18 protein-coding genes are annotated in these 19,205 nt (G+C 69.7%); 7 read left to right on the forward strand and 11 right to left on the reverse strand.

Annotated features, from left to right (window positions below; all coding sequences use genetic code 11):
• Positions 1–16: 16 nt before the first annotated feature.
• On the forward strand, positions 17–2,902 hold the full coding sequence (locus CYAGR_RS03380; RefSeq protein WP_015108366.1) for a UPF0182 family protein: 2,886 nt from the start codon (positions 17–19) through the stop codon (positions 2,900–2,902).
• Between the two features lie 99 nt (positions 2,903–3,001).
• Here CYAGR_RS03380 and fba read toward each other — a convergent pair whose 3' ends face one another.
• From fba to CYAGR_RS03430, 10 genes are all read right to left on the reverse strand, one after another.
• Positions 3,002–4,075 (reverse strand): class II fructose-bisphosphate aldolase, encoded by a 1,074-nt coding sequence (gene fba, locus CYAGR_RS03385; protein ID WP_015108367.1) that lies wholly within the window; start codon positions 4,073–4,075, stop codon positions 3,002–3,004.
• 93 nt (positions 4,076–4,168) lie between these two features.
• Positions 4,169–5,263, reverse strand: coding sequence for a Gfo/Idh/MocA family protein (locus tag CYAGR_RS03390; RefSeq protein ID WP_015108368.1), 1,095 nt, complete (start codon positions 5,261–5,263; stop codon positions 4,169–4,171).
• Positions 5,250–5,684 (reverse strand): hypothetical protein, encoded by a 435-nt coding sequence (locus CYAGR_RS03395; RefSeq protein ID WP_015108369.1) that lies wholly within the window; start codon positions 5,682–5,684, stop codon positions 5,250–5,252. Before CYAGR_RS03395 ends, CYAGR_RS03390 begins: the two co-directional genes overlap by 14 nt.
• Positions 5,681–6,571 carry an acetyl-CoA carboxylase, carboxyltransferase subunit beta gene (accD, locus tag CYAGR_RS03400; RefSeq protein WP_015108370.1) on the reverse strand — a complete coding sequence of 297 codons (891 nt, stop codon included), beginning with the start codon at positions 6,569–6,571 and terminating at the stop codon, positions 5,681–5,683. The genes CYAGR_RS03395 and accD overlap by 4 nt, the downstream gene beginning before the upstream one ends.
• A 39-nt stretch (positions 6,572–6,610) precedes the next feature.
• Entirely contained in the window at positions 6,611–7,462 is an 852-nt protein-coding gene (locus CYAGR_RS03405; RefSeq protein WP_015108371.1) for a prepilin peptidase, read from the reverse strand.
• Complete coding sequence (locus tag CYAGR_RS19005) at positions 7,459–7,836, reverse strand: hypothetical protein (RefSeq protein WP_015108372.1); 378 nt, start codon at positions 7,834–7,836, stop codon at positions 7,459–7,461. The genes CYAGR_RS03405 and CYAGR_RS19005 overlap by 4 nt, the downstream gene beginning before the upstream one ends.
• A gap of 65 nt (positions 7,837–7,901) precedes the next feature.
• Positions 7,902–8,804 carry a phosphoribulokinase gene (locus CYAGR_RS03415; protein WP_015108373.1) on the reverse strand — a complete coding sequence of 301 codons (903 nt, stop codon included), beginning with the start codon at positions 8,802–8,804 and terminating at the stop codon, positions 7,902–7,904.
• 80 nt (positions 8,805–8,884) lie between these two features.
• Positions 8,885–9,967: a 3-isopropylmalate dehydrogenase gene (leuB, locus tag CYAGR_RS03420; RefSeq protein ID WP_015108374.1), complete on the reverse strand. Its 1,083-nt coding sequence runs from the start codon at positions 9,965–9,967 to the stop codon at positions 8,885–8,887.
• Positions 9,968–9,996: 29 nt separating this feature from the next.
• On the reverse strand, positions 9,997–11,025 hold the full coding sequence (gene lpxD, locus CYAGR_RS03425) for a UDP-3-O-(3-hydroxymyristoyl)glucosamine N-acyltransferase (RefSeq protein WP_015108375.1): 1,029 nt from the start codon (positions 11,023–11,025) through the stop codon (positions 9,997–9,999).
• Positions 11,026–11,082: 57 nt separating this feature from the next.
• Complete coding sequence (locus CYAGR_RS03430) at positions 11,083–11,805, reverse strand: polysaccharide deacetylase family protein (RefSeq protein ID WP_015108376.1); 723 nt, start codon at positions 11,803–11,805, stop codon at positions 11,083–11,085.
• A gap of 102 nt (positions 11,806–11,907) precedes the next feature.
• Here CYAGR_RS03430 and CYAGR_RS03435 point away from each other — a divergent pair, with 102 nt between their 5' ends.
• Together CYAGR_RS03435 and CYAGR_RS03440 are read left to right on the forward strand one after the other, a co-directional pair.
• Positions 11,908–14,259, forward strand: a complete 2,352-nt coding sequence (locus CYAGR_RS03435) for a S8 family peptidase (RefSeq protein ID WP_015108377.1) — start codon at positions 11,908–11,910, stop codon at positions 14,257–14,259.
• Between the two features lie 378 nt (positions 14,260–14,637).
• Positions 14,638–15,627 (forward strand): GGDEF domain-containing protein, encoded by a 990-nt coding sequence (locus CYAGR_RS03440; RefSeq protein WP_015108379.1) that lies wholly within the window; start codon positions 14,638–14,640, stop codon positions 15,625–15,627.
• Positions 15,628–15,922: 295 nt separating this feature from the next.
• Here CYAGR_RS03440 and CYAGR_RS03445 read toward each other — a convergent pair whose 3' ends face one another.
• A complete protein-coding gene (locus tag CYAGR_RS03445; RefSeq protein ID WP_015108381.1) occupies positions 15,923–17,347 on the reverse strand; it encodes a mechanosensitive ion channel domain-containing protein in 1,425 nt (474 codons plus the stop codon).
• Between the two features lie 92 nt (positions 17,348–17,439).
• Between CYAGR_RS03445 and CYAGR_RS03450 the strand changes: the two genes are divergently transcribed.
• The 4 genes from CYAGR_RS03450 to CYAGR_RS03460 are packed head-to-tail and all read left to right on the forward strand — an operon-like array spanning position 17,440 to position 19,183.
• The gene (locus CYAGR_RS03450; protein ID WP_083891339.1) at positions 17,440–17,772 is read left to right on the forward strand and encodes a hypothetical protein; all 333 of its coding nucleotides are present in this window, start codon (positions 17,440–17,442) and stop codon (positions 17,770–17,772) included.
• On the forward strand, positions 17,769–17,963 hold the full coding sequence (locus CYAGR_RS19010; protein WP_245552593.1) for a Rossmann-fold NAD(P)-binding domain-containing protein: 195 nt from the start codon (positions 17,769–17,771) through the stop codon (positions 17,961–17,963). The genes CYAGR_RS03450 and CYAGR_RS19010 overlap by 4 nt, the downstream gene beginning before the upstream one ends.
• Before the next feature lie 21 nt (positions 17,964–17,984).
• On the forward strand, positions 17,985–18,485 hold the full coding sequence (locus CYAGR_RS03455) for an SDR family NAD(P)-dependent oxidoreductase (protein ID WP_245552594.1): 501 nt from the start codon (positions 17,985–17,987) through the stop codon (positions 18,483–18,485).
• A gap of 50 nt (positions 18,486–18,535) precedes the next feature.
• Positions 18,536–19,183 (forward strand): phosphatase PAP2 family protein, encoded by a 648-nt coding sequence (locus CYAGR_RS03460; RefSeq protein WP_015108383.1) that lies wholly within the window; start codon positions 18,536–18,538, stop codon positions 19,181–19,183.
• Positions 19,184–19,205 lie beyond the last annotated feature (22 nt).

Genomic DNA, 19,205 nt, shown 5'->3' on the forward strand with positions numbered 1-19,205 from the left:
TGCCTACGCTCCGGTTGTGCCCGTCCCCACCCCTCTGCCGTCCCCCCGGAGGCCCCACCTCGCCGTCGGCCTGGCCATCGCCTTCGCTCTGCTGCTGGCCCTGTGGGCGGGGGCCCGGCTGGCCATCGAATGGCTCTGGTTCGCGCAGTTCGACTTCCAGCAGATCCTGCTGCGCCGATGGATGCTGCAGATCTCCGCCTTCGCGGCGGTCTTCGGCCTCGGTTCGGCGCTGCAGCTGGCCCAGCTGCAGCGCTGCTGGCGGCTGCGGGAGCAGGGTGCCGAGGCGCCCCGGCCGAGGGAGCCCCTGCTGCGCCTTGGCAACGGCGCCCTGGTGGCGGTGCTGATCGGCCTGGTGCTGCTGCTGGCCGGGGGTCTCAGCTATCTGCTGGTGCAGGCCCGGGGACTGATCGCCAACCCCTTCAACGGCGACGTGATCACCGGCTTCTCCGTGCTGCGCGATCTGCCGCCCCTGCTGGTGGCGGGCCTGGCGGGTGGGCTGCTGCTGCCGTTGCTGCTCTGGCCCCTCACCACCCTGCGGATCACCCTGGCGGCCGCCCTGGCGGGGTCGGCCACGGCGGTGGCCCGGGGCTGGAGCCTCTGGCTCCCCGCCCTCCTGGCCACCCCCTTCGGCGAAGGGGATCCGCTCACCGGTTTCGACCTCTCCTTCACGGTGCTGCGCCTGCCGGCCCTGCGGCTGCTGCTGAGCGTGCTGCTGGCCCAGGGGCTGGTGGGTCTGGCGGCCTGCCTGCTGCTGACCATCGGCAAGGGCCGCAGCCTCAGCGATCTGCGCTTCGACGGGCTCAGCAAGGCCCAGCAACGGGTGCTGCAGCCCCAGGTGGCGGCCCTGGCCGTGGTGATGGCCCTCAGCAATGCCCTGGCCCCCTTCGACCTGATGGTCCAGGGCAGCGGCGTGGCCTCGGGGGCCGGCTACGTGGATCTGCACGTACGCCTGCCCCTGCGGCTGCTGTTCGCGGTGCTGCTGCTGCTCACGGCCTGCGCCCTGCTGGTGCCCCTGCCCCGGGGCTGGCTGCGACGCGGCGCCCTGCTGCCCCTGGCCGGCACGGCCGTGCTCGTGCCGATCAGCGAATGGGTGCTGGCGCCCCTGGCCCAGCGTTTCTGGGTGCAGCCGCGGGAGCTGGCGGTGGAGACTCCGTACCTGGAGCGCAGCATCCGGGCCACCCGCCGCGCCTTCGGCCTCGAGCATGTGCGCACCATCCGGCTGGAGCCCAACCAGGGCCTGACCAAGTCGGATCTGGCCAGCGCCCCCGGCACCCTCGATAACATCCGTCTCTGGGACAGCCAGCCCCTCCTGGCCGCCAACCGACAGCTGCAGCAGCTGCGGCTTTACTACACGTTCCCATCGGCGGCGGTGGATCGCTACCCGCTGCAGGGCAAGTCGGCCCGCGACGGCTCCCAGCAGGTGCTGATCTCGGCCAGGGAGCTGGACAGCAGCGCCCTGCCGCCCGGCTCGCGCACCTGGCTGAACCGCCATCTGGTCTTCACCAACGGCCACGGTTTCACCGTCTCGCCGGTGAACGCCTTCGGTGCCGACGGCCTGCCGCTGTTCTTCGTCAAGGACCTGGGCAGCAGCGGCCGGGTGCAGGGGATTCCCGAGCTGGGCATCACCGACAAGGAGGCCCGGGCGGCGCTGCCGGTGGGCAGCCCGAGCCTTTACTTCGCCTCCGGGCCCTCCCCCTACGCGATCGCCCCCACCAAGGTGAAGGAGTTCTCCTATCCGGAGGGGGAACTGAACGTCTACACCCACTACACCGGCACCCGGGGCATCTCCCTGGCCTCACCTCTCAACCGGCTGGGGGCGGCGATCTACCTGCGGGAGCCACGGCTGCTGTTCACCGGCTCCTTCACCGACCGCTCCCTGCTGCTGTTGCGGCGACAGGTGAACCGGCGTCTGACGGCCCTGGCGCCGTTCCTGCGCTTCGAAAGCCAGCCTTACCTGGTCACCGCCCGGGTGGCCGGCAGTGAGGGATACCGGCCGGAGCAGTACCAGTACTGGCTGCTGGACGGCTTCACCACCAGCCGCTCCTACCCCTACAGCGATCCCAATCCCCAGGGGCTGCGCTATTTCCGCAACCCGGTGAAGGCGGTGGTGGATGCCCACGACGGCCGGCTCTGGCTGTACGTGAACGACGCCCGCGACCCGGTGCTGCGCACCTGGATCCGCGCGTTCCCGGAACTGTTCCGGCCGCTCTCGGCCATGCCACGGGCCCTGCTCGCCCACATCCGGGTGCCCAAGAGCCAGTTCGACATCCAGTCGGAGCGGCTGCTCCGCTACCACGTCACCGACGTGCGCACCTTCTACAACGGCGACGACGTCTGGTCGGTGCCCACCGAGATCTACGGCGAGAACAGCGTGCCGGTGTCGCCGTACCACCTCACCCTGCAGCTGCCGGGCGAGCAGCGTTCCGAGTTCGTGCTGCTCCTGCCCTTCACCCCGCTGAAGCGCTCAAATTTGGTGGGCTGGCTGGCGGCCCGCAACGATCCGCCCCACTACGGGGAGCTGATGCTGGTGCGCTTCCCCCAGCAGCGGCTGCTGCTCGGCCCCCAGCAGATCACGGCCCTGATCGACCAGGACCCGACGATCAGCTTCCAGTTCGGCCTCTGGAACAGGCTCGGCTCGCGGCTGTTCCGCGGCAACCTGCTGGTGCTGCCGGTGGGCGAGGGCCTCCTGTACGTGGAGCCGATCTATCTGCAGTCAAAGAGCAACGACCTGCCCACCCTGGTGCGCGTGGTGGTCACCGACGGTCGCCGCTTCGTGATGGAGCGCAGCCTGCGCCGCGCCCTGGAGCGGCTGGTGGACGCGGCCCCCACCGCCAAGGAGGAGGCGGCGACCGCCAAACCGCCGCTCCCCGACGGCACGCCGCTGCCCCTGCCGCTTCCCTGAGCGCCCGGGCCGGCCGGCCATGAAGGGGAACGCCGGCCATGAAAACGGGGCCCCGTGGGGCCCCGATGCATCGTTGGTGGAACGCTGGGGGAACGCCGATCAGGCGGCCACGGCGGTCTTGGGATCGAGGGCACCCTTGGCGTAGAGGGTGGCGTAGTAGTTGATGTCGCGCTGCTTGATCTTGCTGGCGTTGCCGGCACACCAGAACTGCTGGTAGCGGTCGAGGCAGACCTTCTTCATGTAAGCCCGGGCGGGCTTGTTGAAGTGGCGGGGGTCGAAGTTGGCCGGATCCTTGGCGGCGGCTTCCCGCACGGCGGCGGTGAAGGCGAGGCGGTTGTCGGTGTCGATGTTGATCTTGCGCACGCCGTTGCGGATGCCTTCCTGGATCTCCTCGACGGGGACGCCGTAGGTCTCGGGGATGGCGCCGCCGTACTTGTTGATCATGTCCAGCCATTCCTGGGGAACGGAGCTGGAGCCGTGCATCACCAGGTGGGTGTTGGGGATGGCCTTGTGGATCTCGGCGATCCGGGAGATGGCCAGCACTTCACCGGTGGGCTTGCGGGTGAACTTGTAGGCGCCGTGGCTGGTGCCGATGGCGATGGCCAGGGCATCGACCTTGGTCTTGGCGACAAAGTCGGCCGCCTCGGCCGGGTCGGTGAGCAGCTGGGAGTGGTCGAGGGCGCCTTCGAAACCGTGGCCGTCCTCGGCCTCACCCTTGCCGGTCTCCAGGGAACCCAGACAACCCAGTTCGCCTTCCACGCTCACGCCGATAGCGTGGGCCACATCCACCACTTCCTTGGTGACCGCCACGTTGTACTCGTAGCTGGCCGGCGTCTTGGCGTCGGCCTCGAGGGAGCCGTCCATCATCACCGAGGTGAAACCGTTGGCGGCGGCGCCATAGCAGGTGGCCGGGCTGTTGCCGTGGTCCTGGTGCATCACCACCGGGATGTCGGGATAGGTTTCCACCGCGGCCAGGATCAGGTGGCGCAGGAAGCTTTCGCCGGCGTACTGACGGGCGCCGCGGGAGGCCTGCAGGATCACCGGGCTGTCGGTCTCGTAGGCAGCCTCCATGATCGACTGCACCTGCTCCAGGTTGTTGACGTTGAAGGCAGGAATGCCGTAGCCGTTTTCTGCGGCGTGATCCAGCAGCAGGCGAAGCGGTACGAGCGCCATGGGAAATCTCGCGGTATTTGGGTGGGTACGGTTGCGGAGAACCGTGATCGAAGGACGGCTGGCGGGGTCGTCCCGCCGGGTCTGCCGGGGAGTCTAGGGGATGCCCTCCAGGGTTCCTGCTCCCTGGCGGGCCCAGTCGCAGCAGCGCTGGCTGACCACCGCCTCCGACAGGCCCGGCAGCATCGGCCGCCGCTGCCGCACCGCCTGCGACCACCAGCCCAGCAGCCGGCGCACCGGCGCGATCCGGCCGTCCTCCCAGGTGCGGCCGTAGGCCAGCGCCGGATCGGCCGCCACGGGCCGCAGGGCCTCACCGGGGCGGGCCATCCACAGCTGCATGCCGTGGACGTAGTCGGCCTGGTTGCTGGAGCCCAGCACCAGGGTGGCCTCGCTGCCGTAGAGCTCGATCCAGTAGCCCCGTCCCGCCCGGGCCACCGAGGAGAGGGTGAGCTGGGCGGGCACGGGGCGACCGCGCCGGTCCTCGAGGTCGAGCTGGATCAGGGCGCTGTCCTCGGCATCCACCACCCCCATGGCGCCGGAGCCGGGGATGGGGCGCTCGCCGATGGCGGTACTGAGCCGGGCGGTGAGCCCCCGGCTGGGGCCGATCAGCCAGTGGAGGGTGTCGAAGGCGTGGGAGCCCAGGGCGCCGAGCACGCCGCCCCCGGCCGCCGCCTGGGAGTACCAGCTCCAGGGGCGGCTGGGATCGGCTCGGCTGGACATCAGCCAGTCGAACCTGACCAGCCAGGGATCCCCCAGCACCCCCGCCTCGAGCAGGGCCGCCAGCTGCTGCACATGGGGCACGGCCCGGTACTCGAAGTCGACCGCCACCGCCAGGCCCCGCGCCATGGCGAGGCGCTGCAGCTCCTCCACCTGGCCGGCGTTGAGGGCCACCGGCTTCTCCAGGAACAGGTGTTTGCCCGCCTCCAGGGCGGCGCGGGCCAGGGCGAAACGGGGCTCTGGCGGCGTGGCGATCACCACCGCCTCCACGGCGGGATCGGCCAGGAGGGCGGCGAAATCATGGAAGGCGGGCAGCTCCGCCGCCTGACCCGCGGCGGCGGCCCGCTCCGGACGGGGATGCCAGAGGGCCACCGGCTCGGTGAGCGGGGCGTCCCGCAGGGCCGGCAGGATCACCTTCTCGCCGAAGCCGAGGCCCGCGACGGCGACCCGCAGGGGCGCCTCAGGCCGTCGCATCGCTCTCCTGGGGACGGCGGGCGGCGTCGCAGGCGGCGTGCAGCACGCGGATCGTGAGGTTGTCGCCGGCGGCCGGCTGCCAGGGGGCACCCCAGCGGGGCAGGCCGTTGACAGCCGTGTCGCGGTAGAGCTCCTCGTCGCAGTCGAGCTGCATCACATACAGCTGGCCGACGGGGGGACGGGCATCCTCGGGGGCATCGGCGGCGGCGGCGGGCTGGAAGCGGCTCAGCACCGAGAGGCGGCCCTCGCGATCGAAGCGGAGGCTGCCGGCATCCCACCACTGGCGGCCCTCAGGGCCGGCCTCCACCTCCTGCCAGTCGACCGGGCCGGCGACGGCGGCGGCGGGACCCGCCAGCCAGCAGCCCAGCAGCAGCAGCACCGCCAGCAGAGCGGCGGCGAACCGGGAGCGGCCGCGCCTCATGGCACCACGGACACGGCCGGCCGCAGGCTGCCGTGCAGCCGCAGCAGGGTGGACAGGGTGCCGCGCAGCTGGGGCCGGGGCACGATCGTGTCGACGAAGCCGTGGTCCTGGAGGTATTCAGCGGTCTGGAACCCCTCTGGCAGTTTCTCGCCCAGGGTCTGCTCGATCACCCGGCGGCCGGCGAAGGCGATCATCGCCTTGGGCTCGGCCAGGATCAGGTCGCCGAGCATGGCGAAGCTGGCTGTGACCCCACCGGTGGTGGGATGGGTGAGCAGGGGCAGGTAGAGCAGCTCGGCGCTGCGGTGGCGCTGCAGGGCACCGGAGACCTTGGCCATCTGCACCAGGCTCAGCATCCCCTCCTGCATGCGGGCGCCGCCGGAGGCGCAGACGATCAGCAGCGGGTAACGGCGGGCGGTGGCCAGCTCCACCAGGCGGGTGAGCTTCTCGCCCACCACCGAGCCCATGGAGCCACCCATGAAGCGGAAATCCATCACCCCCAGGGCCAGGGGCATGCCCTCCAGACGGCAGAGGCCGGTGACCACCGCATCCCGCAGGCCCGTGGCCCGCTGGCTGTCACGCAGCCGATCGGCGTAGCTGCGGCGATCCTTGAAGGCGAGGGGGTCGGTGGGGGCGAGGTCGGCATCGATGGGCTCGAAGCTGCCCTCATCGGCGATCAGGCGGATGCGCTCGGCGCTGTCGATGCGGTGGTGGTGGCCGCAGCCTTTGCAGACACTGGCGTTGGCGATCAGGTCCTTGCGATAGACCACCAGCCCGCAGTCGGCGCACTTGCTCCAGAGGCCATCCCCCTCGTCGGCCTCAGGGCCCTTGCTGGCCCGAACGGCGGGGGCGTTCTTGCGGCGATCGGCGAACCAGTCGAACAGGGACATGGGGCGACGGCGGCGACGGGGGAAAGGGGCCTTCGGCCATTAAAGACCCAGGCCCCACAGACGCAGCCAGGGGCCGTGACCGCCGATCCAGACCGCCAGGGCACCGGCGGCGAGGAAGGGACCGAAGGGAAAGGGCTGCTGACGGCCCAGCCGGCCGGTGAGGCGACCGATCCCCCCCAAGACGGCACCGCCGAGCACGGCGAGACTCACCGCCAGACCCAGGCCGAGGGGACCCAGCCAGGCCCCCATCAGGGCCGCGAGCTTGGCGTCACCGAGCCCGAGGGCCGGCCGGCCCATCGCCTTCTCGGCCAGGGCGCTGAGGGCCTCGAAGCCCAGCAGCCCGGCAGCCACCGCCAGCAGGTGGGAGAACAGCAGCTCCCGGCCCACCTCGGCCCCCTGCGGGAAGCCGACCCCGGCGGTGACCGCCAGGCCCAGCAGCACACCCCAGCGGCAGAGGGGTTCGGGCAGCCAGAGGCTGTCCAGGTCGATCAGGGCCAGGGGCAGCAGCCAGCTGGCCAGCAGCCAGCCGGCCGCCAGCAGCAGCCAGGGGCTGGGGTCGGGGCCCATGGCGGCGGGGCGGGCGAACAGCATCGCCACCCAGAGGCCGGCGGTGAGCAGCTCCACCAGCGGGTAGCGCACGGCGATCGGCGCACGGCAATGGCGGCAGCGGCCACGCAGCAACAGCCAGCTGAGCAGCGGCACGTTCTCAAACCAGGCCAGGGAGGCGCCGCAGCGGGGGCAATGGCTGCCGGGGAAGACCAGCGACTCTTCCCGCGGCAGCCGCCAGACGACCACATTCAGGAAGCTGCCGAAGCAGGCCCCGGCCAGGGCCACCACGGGGGGCAGCAAGTCGGCCGGAACAGCCAGGCTCAGGATGATGTCGGTGCTCATGGCACGGAGCGGTTGGCCGGCCCCCGACCGCTGCGGTTCCGGGCCGGCCGGGGGCGCAGCAGCTCCAGCGGCACAAACTGCTCTTCGGGCAGGAGGATCGGGACCTCGAACACCACCCGCCCCTGGGGGCCTTCTCCGAGCAGCACGACACCCATGGGGTCGGGGGCGGTGGGACAGGATTCCAGAAAGCGGAAATAGATGCGACGGGAGCGGCGCAGCAGTTCGGCGCTGTTGATGCGATCGAGGCGCAGGACGCCGGCGGATGGGGAGGCCGAGGACTCCCCGCCCCGGATCACGAAGGAGGGGCTTCCGGACGGGGAGCTGCCAGGGCCGGACGGGTGGATGGTGGGGGGCTGGGCGGTGATGGGATTCACCGATTCCTTTCGGGGGATCTTAGGGCCGAAAGGAAGATCGAGAGAGTGATCTTCAGCCGAGCTTCTCAGTGGAGGTTCTTCTTCTCCTCGATCATCTTGTGGATGATCGGCGTGAGGATGATCTCCATGGCGAAGCCCATCTTGCCGCCGTTCACCACGATGCTGGTGGGGCTGGACATGAAGGAATCGTGGATCATGCGCAGCAGGTAGGAGAAGTCGATGCCCCACTTCTCACGGGCCCCCTTGCGGAAGTGAATGATGACGAAGCTCTCGTCCGGGCTGGGGATGTTGCGGCAGATGAACGGGTTGGAGGTGTCCACCGTGGGCACCCGCTGGAAGTTGATGTCGGTGCGGCTGAACTGGGGGCAGATGTGGTTGATGTAGTCGGGCATGCGGCGCAGGATCGTGTCGACGATCGCTTCGGCCGAGTAGCCCCGCTCGGCGTTGTCGCGGGAGATCTTCTGGATCCACTCCAGGTTGGCGATCGGCACCACACCGATCAGCAGATCCACCAGGGAGGCGACGTCGTAGCCCTCGCCCACCACGCCCCCGTGCAGGCCTTCATAGAAGAGAAGGTGGGTGTCGCTGGGGATGGGCTCCCAGGGGGTGAACTGGCCAGGGTCCAGGCTCGTTCCGAGGCGGGCGTTGTGCTCGGCCGCCTCCTCCACCGAGTGGAGGTAGTAGCGGCGATTGCCGCCCCCGGTCTCGCCGTAGGTGCGGAACAGCTCCTCGAGCTTGTCGAAGATGTTGGCCTCGGGGCCGAAGTGGGAGAAGTTCTCGCCGCGGGCCTGGGCCTCGGCCATCGCCTGCTTCATCGGGCCCCGCTCGAAGCGGTGGAAGCTGTCGCCTTCGACCACCGCCGGGATGATGCCCTCGCGGGAGAAGATGTGCTCGAAGGCCCGTTTGACGGTGCTGGTTCCCGCTCCCGAGGAACCGGTGACAGCCACGACCGGGTGACGCTTCGACATCGACGCAGGGGGGTTGAGAGGCTGTGAGTTTGGCAGGTCGCCGGTCCGCTTCCCCCGCGGCCGTTACCGGAAGGGGGCGCTCAGCCTGGCAGGGCCGCCAGCAGCTGCTCGCCCATGGCCTGGCAGCCCACCCGGGTGCAGCCCTCTCCCATCAGCAGGTCGCCGGTGCGGTAGCCGGCGGCCAGCACGCCATCGACGGCGGCCTCCAGATCGGCGGCGGCGGCCTCCTGCTGCAGGCCCACCCGCAGCAGCATGGCGGCCGACAGCACCATGGCGATCGGGTTGGCCTTGTCCTGGCCGGCGATGTCGGGGGCGGAGCCGTGCACCGGCTCGAACAGGCCCGGGCCCTCGGAACCGAGGGAGGCCGAGGGGAGCATGCCGATCGAGCCGGTGAGCATGGCGGCCTCATCCGAGAGGATGTCGCCGAAGAGGTTGCCGGTGAGCAGCACGTCGAACTGGCGCGGCTCGCGCACCAGCTGCATGGCGGCGTTGTCGACGTACATGTGGCTGAGTTCGACCTCGGGGAACTCGGCGTGGATCGCCTCCACCCGGTCGCGCCACAGCTGGCTGACATCGAGCACGTTGGCCTTGTCGACCGAGCAGAGCCGGCCACGGCGGGCCGCCGCCAGGCGGAAGCCCACCCGGGCGATCCGGTCCACCTCGTGGTCGCTGTAGACCATGGTGTTGAAGGCCCGCACGCCGCCATCCACCGCGATGCGCCCCTTGGGGGTGCCGAAGTAGATGCCGCCGATGAGTTCGCGAACCACCAGCAGATCCACCCCGTCGATCACCTCGGGGCGCAGGCTGCTGGCGCCGGCCAGGGCCGGGATGATCTTCACGGGCCGCAGGTTGGCGAACAGCCCCAGACCGGAGCGCAGGGCCAGCAGGCCGCTCTCGGGGCGCTGCTCCCGGGGCAGGGCATCGAAACGGGGGGCACCGATGGCGGCGAGCAGCACCGCATCGGAGGCCCGGCAGGCGGCCAGGGTGCTCTCCGGCAGGGGCTCGCCGGTGGCGTCGATGGCGGCGCCGCCGACGGGCTGCGGATCGAACTCAAGGCTGAAGCGGTGGCGGGCGCTCACCGCCTCCAGCAGGGTGCGGGCCACCGCGGTGATCTCCGGACCGATGCCGTCCCCCGCGAGCAGGGTGATCCTGTAGCTGGTCATCGCGAGGGGGGGCCGCTCAGCAGGCGAGGCTACTTCTGCAGCTGCCGCAGGGTGCGGGCCATCTCGGGCAGCTTGTTGAAGACGGCGGAGCAGCGCAGCCAGAGCCGGTTGGGGATGGCGGGGTAGCCGCTCACCACCTCGCCGGCGGCGATCTCACCGTGGATGCCGGACTTCGAGGAGGCGATGGCCCGGTCGCCGATCACGGCCCGGTTGGCGACGCCCACCTGGCCGGCGAGGATCACACCGTTACCGAGCACGGCGCCGCCGGCGATGCCCACCTGGGCGGCCAGGGCACAGCCCTTTCCGGTGACGACGCCATGGCCGACGTGGACAAGGTTGTCGATCTTGGTGCCGGCGCCGATGCGGGTCTCGCCGACGGACGGGCGGTCGATGGTGGAGCCGCAGCCCACTTCGACGCCGTCTTCGAGCACCACCCGGCCGGTCTGGGGCATCTTCACCCACCCGGTGGCTGTGGGCACGAAGCCGAAGCCCTCGGCGCCGATCACCGCCTGCGACTGGATGACGCACCCCGCCCCGAGACGGCTGCCGGGGTGGAGCACGGCGTTGGCGTGGATCTCGCAGCCCTCACCGAGCTGCACGTCCTCGTAAAGCACGACGCCGGCATGGAGCACGCAGCCGGCGGCCACGACAGAGCCGGCACCGATCACCCCATGGGCGCCGACATGGACATCGGCGGCAACGGCCGCGCGGGGGTCAATCACGGCGCTGGGGTGGATCCCCGGGGGCTTCGGGGTGGGGGGATGCAGGGCGGCGAGCGCCTGGGCGAAGCCGAGACGGGGATCCTTGAGGGCCACCCAGGCCAGGCCGCGCTCGCTGGCCAGCTGCTGGATTTCTTCGTCGAGGGGCAGCAGCAGGGCGGCGGCGCCGCTGGCGGAGAGGGCAGCCCCCAGGGCATTGCCGGGTTCGAGGAAGGCCAGCTGGCCGGGGCCGGCGCGATCCAGCGCTTCGGCGCCCGTGATCTCCGGATCCCCCGCCAGGTGCCGCGGGCTGCCGTCCTGCACGGCGCCGATCCGGGTGAGCAGGCTGCTGAAGCGCATTCCCCAGGGGGCGGACGGCCCGGATCGTAGGCCCCACACCCACCGGCGGAGGCCGGATCAGGCGGCCGGGTCGAGCAGCTCCTGCAGGGGCACGAAGCGGTAGCCGCGGCGGCGCAGCTCGGGAACGACGCGGCGCAGGGTCTCGAGGGTGCGGCCACTCAGGGCCGGGGTGTCGTGCAGCACCAGGATCCCGCCGGGGTGGGCATTGAGGCGTACGAACAGCCGCACGAACCACAGGGGTGGCCGCCGGATGTCCCACGGAAAGATCGAACCCAGCACCAGGCGGTAGCGCCGGGCCGCGAGGGCATCGAGCATGGCCCGGTGAAACCAGCCCTGGCCGGGGCGGAACCAGCGCCAGCGCAGGCTGGCGGGGGCAGCGGCCCGGGCGATAGTCCGCTCGGTGTCGACCAGTTGCTGCTGGAACACCGCTGGCGGAAGGCCGGCGGAGGGTTCGTCGCACCAGAGGTGGTTGCCGAGGTCGTGGCCCTGCTGCAGGGCACGGCGGGCGAAGCGGTGGTCGCGCTCGAGGTGAGTGCCGATCAGGAAGAAGGTGGCCGGCACTTTGAGCTCCCGCAGCAGGGCCAGCAGGGCCTCCGATCCCGGACTTGGGCCATCGTCGATGGTGAGGGCCAGCCGTTTCTGCAGGCCCGGGCCGCAGAAGACCACCTGCGGACACAACGGCACCAGCAGCAGGCGAATCAGCAGCGAGGGCAGCAGCACCACCAGCACCAGCAGATCAAGCACCACCACCAGGGCCAGAACGGACAGGAGCAGGGTCATGGGCGGGAGCGGCCTCAAGAACGATGACACCGGCGGCGGGCCGTGGCCCGGTGGCTTCCGGGCTGGCTAGTGCGGGGGTCGGTTCCCTTCTTGTGCGCCACCATGACCGCCCCGAAGAAAGCCGCCGCCGCCGGCAGCGCCACCGCCCCGATCGCGCGGGGGCAGGCCCGCACGGTGATCTACTGCCACGGGATCTCCAACATGCCCCCCGAAGGGGTGCTGCGCTCGGAGTGGGACCGGGCCCTCTTCGGCGCCGACCAGGGGGAGCGCACCCGCATGGCCTACTGGGTGGACCGGGAGCGCTACCCGGAGACGGCCGGCCTCTCCACCCGGGCCCTGGGCGAAGACCGGGCCACGCTGCAACCGGAGGCGCAGGGGTTGCTGGCCGCGTCGATCCAGGACAGCGACGCGCCGGCGGAGTCGCAGGCCTTCGTGGACGCCCTGACGGCGCAGCTGGAGGCGGCCGCCCAGACGGCGGCCCAGCGGGGGGCACCGATGGGGGGGCCGGCGACGCTCTCGGTGGAGGCCAAGGGGCTATGGAGCCCGGTGACGGCGATGTTCACCCAGGCGTTCCTGGCGGATGTGAACGATTTCCTGTTCAACAAGACGAAGCGGGAACGGATGGTGCAAACGGTGAAGGACCGGATCAGCACCGGCGGGGGCCCTTTCGTGGTGGTCGGCCACAGCCAGGGGAGCATGGTGACCTACCAGGCGCTGATGGAACTGGGGGCCACCGTGGAGGTGGATCTGTACGTCACGATCGGCTCGCCGCTGGGGCTGCCCCAGGTGACCGACGTGCTGCAGCAATGGCACGGCAAGAAACTGCCGATCCCGGCCGGTGTGAAGCGCTGGGTGAACATCGCCCAGGACGGCGACATCGTCTGCCTCGACCAGAGCCTGGCCGACGAATACAGCGCCGCCGGCAAGCCGAAGATCGTCGATGAACGGGTGATGGGGGTGGTGTGGCCACCGAGCAAGGCCCATTCCGCCAGCCGCTATCTGTCGCGCCAGTCGACCCAGGAGACGGTGATGACGGCGCTGGACCGCTCCCGCTTCCAGCCGGTGAGCCCGATGACGGTGGCCCGCAGCCTGGCCGATGCCCTGGATGTGGAGGCCACCGCCCGGGTGCCGGTGCTGATCGAGCTGGCGGATCGCTCCGCGGGGGCAGGCGAGGGTGGCGATTCGCTGCAGCAGGCGCGGGAGGCGGTGGTGGCGTGGATCCAGGCGCATGTGCTGCAGGGTCCGATCACCGCCGAGACCGTGTACCTGGAGGACCAGCTGGATCGCTACGTGGCGGTGAACCTGACCCGCGCCGAAGTGGAGACGCTGGCGGGGGCGATGAGCAGCCAGTACGGCGCCCAGTCACCGGCGGTGTACCGGATGTTCAGCAACAGCCGCAAGAAGGCGCTGATGTTCGATTCGATCCACACGGTGCAGGCCCGCACCGCCCAGCTGGGCTACAACGCCTGCGGCCAGGGCATCACCTGGGCCGTGCTGGACACCGGCATCGACCGGCAGCACCCCCACTTCCACAACCCGGCCTTCGCCCCGGACGGAACGATCGCTGCGGAGTGGGACTGCACGGAGCGGGGGCCGGTGAAGAAGGGCAGCGGCAACGATGCCAACGGCCACGGCACCCATGTGGCGGGGATCATCGCCGGCGGGCTGCTGTCGGTAGGCGGCGAAGCTGGCCCCGACCTGCTGGCGATGGCCCCCCGGGCGCGGATCGTCAGCTACAAGGTGCTGGCCGACAACGGCGGCGGCTACGACGCCTGGATCATCAAGGCGATCGACCATATCTGGAAGCAGAACCAGGAGGGACGGCGCCTGGCGATCCAGGGGGTGAACCTGAGCCTGGGGGGTCCGTTCGATCCGGCCAGCTTCGGCTGCGGCGATTCACCCCTGTGCGCCTCCCTGCTGCGACTGGTGCGACAGGGGGTCCTGGTGGTGCTGGCGGCAGGTAACGAGGGCAGCGGCGACATCGTGGTGGACGGCTTCAGCGCCACCCGCTCGTTTGATCTGTCGATCGGCGATCCGGCCAACCTGGATGAGGCGATTGCCGTGGGGTCGGTGCACCCGACGCTGCCGCACCGCTACGGCACCTCCTACTTCTCCTCGCGGGGCCCCACCGCCGATGGCCGCCTCAAGCCCGACGTGGTGGGCCCGGGGGAGCGGATCCTCTCGTGCCGCAGCAGCAGCGACCCTAAGCGGACCCCCAGCCGCGACAAGGGCAAGAGCCTCGATGAGCTCTATGTGGCCCTCTCCGGCACCAGTATGGCGGCGCCCCACATCTCCGGGCTGCTGGCCGCCTTCCTGTCGGTGCGGACCGAATTCATCGGCTATCCCGATCGGGTGAAGCGGATCCTGCTCGAGCACTGCACCGACCTGCAACGGGACCGTTACCACCAGGGGGCTGGCCTGCCGAATCTGTCGAAGATGTTGTTGGAGACGTGAGCAGGAGATTCGGGGAGCTACTGAGATCTCCCTGCTCGCTGCGGGAACCCTGACACTGGCAATCAAACCTCGATCGCCGGCATCCCACCCTCGGTGTGCTGCTGACCCCAGAGCGCCAGGCAGTGCCGATTCGAGCTGCTGGTGATGTCATTGGTCAGCATGGAGTTCAGCCTGGCTGGGATCGCCTGAAAGCTGTGAAATCCAGGCCGCACTGAACGCCATCCCTGCGAGGGAAAGCCGCACACAATAGCTTAAGCGGCTTCTGCACACGCTCTTATGCCTGGCCATGGCCTGCTTCATCGCCCCTCAAGGTGCATGGGGCTTCGCTGCACGAGACTGTGTCAAAATCACACCCATTCAAAAGCATCGGAGCCGTGAATGCTTGCCCCCCCCGCCCCAGCCGATGAACAGGAGCGCCTTTCCCAGCTCAGGTCACTAGGCATCCTGGACACTCCACCGGAGGAGCGTTTCGATCGCGTGACGCGCATGGCTCGCCGCATCTTCGACGTGCCGATCGCCCTGGTGTCACTGGTTGATGAAAATCGGCAATGGTTCAAGGCCTGCTTCGGCCTCGAAGTTCGTGAAACCGAGCGGCGGATCTCCTTCTGTGGGCACACGATTCTGAACAAGGAGGCGCTTGTCATCGAGGACACATGGAAGGATGTCCGTTTCGCGGACAACCCACTGGTGACAGGAGCGCCGAATATCCGCTTTTATGCGGGTCACCCCTTGCATACCCTCGGCGGCCAGGCGGTGGGAACGCTGTGCATCATCGATCGTGAGCCCCGCAGGTTCGATCAGGACGACCTTGCGATGTTGTCGGACATGGCCGGGCTGGTGGAGCGAGAGATCATGGCCGTCCAACTGGCCATTTGTGACGAGCTGACACGAATCTCGAATCGCTGCGGATTCTTGACACTGGGCAAGTACAGCCTGGACCTATGCAGGCGGCAACTCTTCCCAGCCATGATGATCTTCTTCGATCTGGACAGGTTCAAGTCCATCAACGATAACTACGGTCACGCAGAGGGCGATCGTGCGTTGAAGCTCTTTGCGGAGCAGATGAGAGAGTCGTTCCGCACGTCGGATCTTTTTGCTCGGCTAGGAGGCGACGAATTCGTCGCCTTGCTGACCAATATGAATCTCGATGCAATCCATGCTCTCATCTCACGATTTGACGCCGCACTTCAGGAACGTTGCACCAGTCTCGGCCTGCCTTATTCCATAGACTTCTCCTATGGCACAGTGGCCTTTGAACCGTTCAAGCATTCCTGTGTCGAAGACATGCTGATGGACGCCGATCGTGCCATGTACACAGACAAGTTCTCGAAGCCGCGTTGTTCCGCAGGTGTCCCTTCGGGCGGCTGAGTGACGAACCGTTCGAGGAGCAGGACCTCCCGGAACGGGGTGGGCCGGAAACCTCGCCGGCAGCCAAGGATCCCTGCTCGGCCCGGCTCTCGCCTTGCAGCAGCCCGTCAAGACCACAGAGCCTGGAGATCGGACCTCCGCGCCATGGGATGGCCCCTCGATGCGGTGGACCCCTACCGCCGCTGGATGGTCGGCGCGTCCATGACGGCCGTCGTCCCCGAAACCACGGTGAAACCGGACGCCGTTCCGCGGCTCTTGGATCGCTCAGGAACGGAAGGCAGCCGCTAGTGGGATCTCAACCGGCCTCCGTTTCCACCGAGGCCATGGCGGGGCGTCCGGCCAGCACCCGCCGCAACCGCTCGCGGAACCATTGCAGGGGGTGGCCCATGTCGGCGTCCTCGAGCAGGCCGCGCTGGCGCAGGCAATCCTCGTAGCTGCGCAGCACGTCGCTGCGGCGGGCCACCTCACGGGCGACGGTGTCGGCGAATTCGGGCCGTGAGGCCAGCAGGGCGCGGAAGCTGCCACTGGGAACGACGAATAGCGTCGTGTCCTCGGCCGCCACCATCGTGGTGGGGTAGGGCACCTGCAGCAGCAGCGGCAGTTCGCCGAAGAACTCCCCGGCCGTGAAGGTGAACAGCTTGCGGCTCACCCGGTCGGTTTCGTGGATCGCATCCACCGCGCCGCTCAGCACCAGGTGGAAGGAGCGGCCTTCCTCCCCCTGCCGCACCAGCACCGTGCCGGCGGGCACCAGACGGCGGGCGCCGCTGCCCACCAGTTCCCGCAGGCGCCGATCGTCCATGCTGCTGTAGCAGGGATGGTCGGGCAGGGACGTCCGCAGGGGGCGCCAGTCCGGGCCGGCTCCGTCCTCTTCCCCGGCGCGACGGGAGGAGAGCAGCTGGATCTGCTGGCGGGACCCGGCCAGTTCGATGCGGCGCTCGCGCAGGCCCTGCTCGATCGCGTAATTCAGCGAGCTGCGCAGGCTGAGGCTGGCGTGGATCGCCGAGGTCCAGGCCCATAGCTCGAACGCCATCCCCTGGCCCTGGAGCCCGTGCAGCAGCACCTTCGGCGGCGGATCGGCCAGCACCGTCGGTTCGGCCAGGGCCGCCTCCAACAGCACCTCGGTCACGGCCAGGGGGTCACTGCCGTGGGCCACCGTCACCTCCACATCCACCCGGCCATCGGAGCTCAGGTAGCTGAGGTTCTTCACCGGCGCATTGGTGATGGCCGAATTGGGCACCACGATCTCGGCGCCCTGGAAGGTGCGGATCACGGTGGAGCGGATCGAGATCTCACGGATGAAGCCGCTGGTGTCGCCGAACTCGATCTGATCACCCACCTTCAGCTTCCCCTCCATCAGAAGGGTGAGGCCACTGGTGAGGTTGCGGGTGAGCTCCTGCAGGCCGAAGCCGATCCCCACCCCCAGGGCCCCGAAGATCACGGCGAGGGCGCCGATGTCGAGCCCCATCCCCTGGGCCACCACCACATAGCCCAGCGCCGCCAGCCCCATCGAGAAGAGGGTGGCCACCGCCTCGCGCCGCCCCTCGGGCAGGGAGAACCAGCGCAGCACCCGTCCGGCCAGCAACCGCTTCAGCCAGCGCGCCGCCAGGCTCACAGCCAGCAGCAGCAGCAGCACCTCCACGACCCAGAGCAGGGAGAAGCTCTGGCGACCCAGCGGCAGCAGCGGGGCGGTGAACAGCTTCTGAAGGCGCTCGAGATCCACCCGTTGTGCTCCGCCGTTGCTCCCTTCTAGCCCGGAGAGACCGCACCCGCTGCTCACCCAAACTGGTCAGAAGGCGCGGATGATTTAGGGCCATGGCATCAGCTCTGCCCTCCATGGGTGTGCTCGGGCCCGCCGCCGTGGGGACCCTGCTGGCGGTGTTTGCCGACGCCTTCGAGGATCCCGAGAGATACCTCAAGCGACAGCCTTCGGATCCTTGCCTGCACGATCTGCTGAGCAGTGAGATGTTCCTGGCGATCGTCTCCGTGGCCGGGACGCGGGTGGTGGCTGGACTGACGGGCTACGTGCTGCCGAAGTTCGAGCAGGCCCACCGCGACGACGGGCCCGCCATCGCCCTGTCCTCAAGGCCGGGTGTCAGGGAGGATGGGCTCCACGTCGACATCGCCCCAGCCGGAGCGGGTCCATGAAACTGATGGTGGTGGGCGCCAGCCGCGGACTTGGCCGTGCCTTTGTCGAGGGTCTGGGCAGCGCCGGCGACACGGTGATCGGCGTCTCGCGGCGACGGCCCGATGGCTTGAGGCTGCCGGCGGGCATCGAGCTCACCTGGATCGAAGCCGATCTGGCGGAGCCGCTGCCGGCGGCCCGGTGGATCGAGTAGCAGGCTCCCGCCCAGCTGGATGTGCTGATCTACAACGTCGGCGTCTGGGAAGCGAACGCCTTCAGCGAGGCCTACAGCTTCCTGGAGGATCCCGACGAGAGCATCGCCACCATGGTGGCCATCAACATCACCGGTGCCCTGATGCTGCTCCGGCGGCTGATTCCGAGGCTGCTCGACTCCCCCCGGCCCCAGCTGATCCTCACCGGGTCCACCTCCGGCCTGCGCCGGAGCGGACAGCCGGAGGTGACCTTCGGCGCCTCGAAGTTCGCCCTCGCCGGCATCGCCGATGCCCTGCGGGAGAGCTTCCGGGACCAGCGGCTGGCGGTGACCTGCCTGCAGCTGGGCTACCTGAACACCGACGACGGCCTGGAGGTGGCGCCCGAGGCGGCCGCCCGGCGCGGTGGGGGCCAGCAGATTCCGCTGCACGATGTGATCCGGATCGTCTCGGCCCTGCTGCAGCTCTCGCCGGCGTCCTTCGTGCGCGAGCTGGTGCTGACCGCCATCGGCGACGAACGCTTCTGACGTTCGAAGCGCCCCTACGGTGCCGCCACCCCACCGCCGGCACCGAAGCCATGCACACCCTGGGCCCGGGACCTTGGCTGTCCGGCCTGCTGCTGCTGCAGACCACCCTGCTGGCGGGCACGCTGGCGCCGGGCGGGCCGGCGCTGGCCCAGGCGGCCGATCCGGCGGCGGGCCTGGTGCTGCAGCCGGCCACCTACCCCAGCGTGCTCGGCCAACCACCGGCCCCCGGCAGCCGCCCGGAGCCGGACGATCTGGCCATCCCGCGCTGGAACCAGCGCAGCCGCATGCCGGCAGGGATCGTGCACAGCTGGCGCTTCCTGAACCGCAATCTCAGCGTCTTCGATGCCGCCGTGGGCGCCGACCTGGCCCGCACCTCCCCCCTCCTCCACGCAGGACTGCCGGCCTTCCTCGAGCGGGCCGATGGGCTCAAGGATCCGCTCACGGATGCGGTGGCCCGGCCACGCCCCGTCCTGAGCCAACCGGATCTGAAGCCCTGCCTGCCTCTGGAGAGCTCCTGGTCGTTCCCCAGCGGCCACGCCACCTGGTTTGCCACCGCGTCCCTGCTGCTGGTCGACCTGCTGCCGGAGCGGCGGGAGCGGCTGCTGCCGGTGGGTCTCCAGGGGGGCTACGTGCGTGCCTACGGCGCCATGCACCACCCCAGTGATGGGCTGGCGGGCCGGCCCCTGCTGGCGGATTGATCGCGTTCAGGGCCACGGTTCG

Origin of the sequence: Cyanobium gracile PCC 6307 (genome assembly GCF_000316515.1) — a bacterium.
Taxonomy (GTDB): domain Bacteria; phylum Cyanobacteriota; class Cyanobacteriia; order PCC-6307; family Cyanobiaceae; genus Cyanobium; species Cyanobium gracile.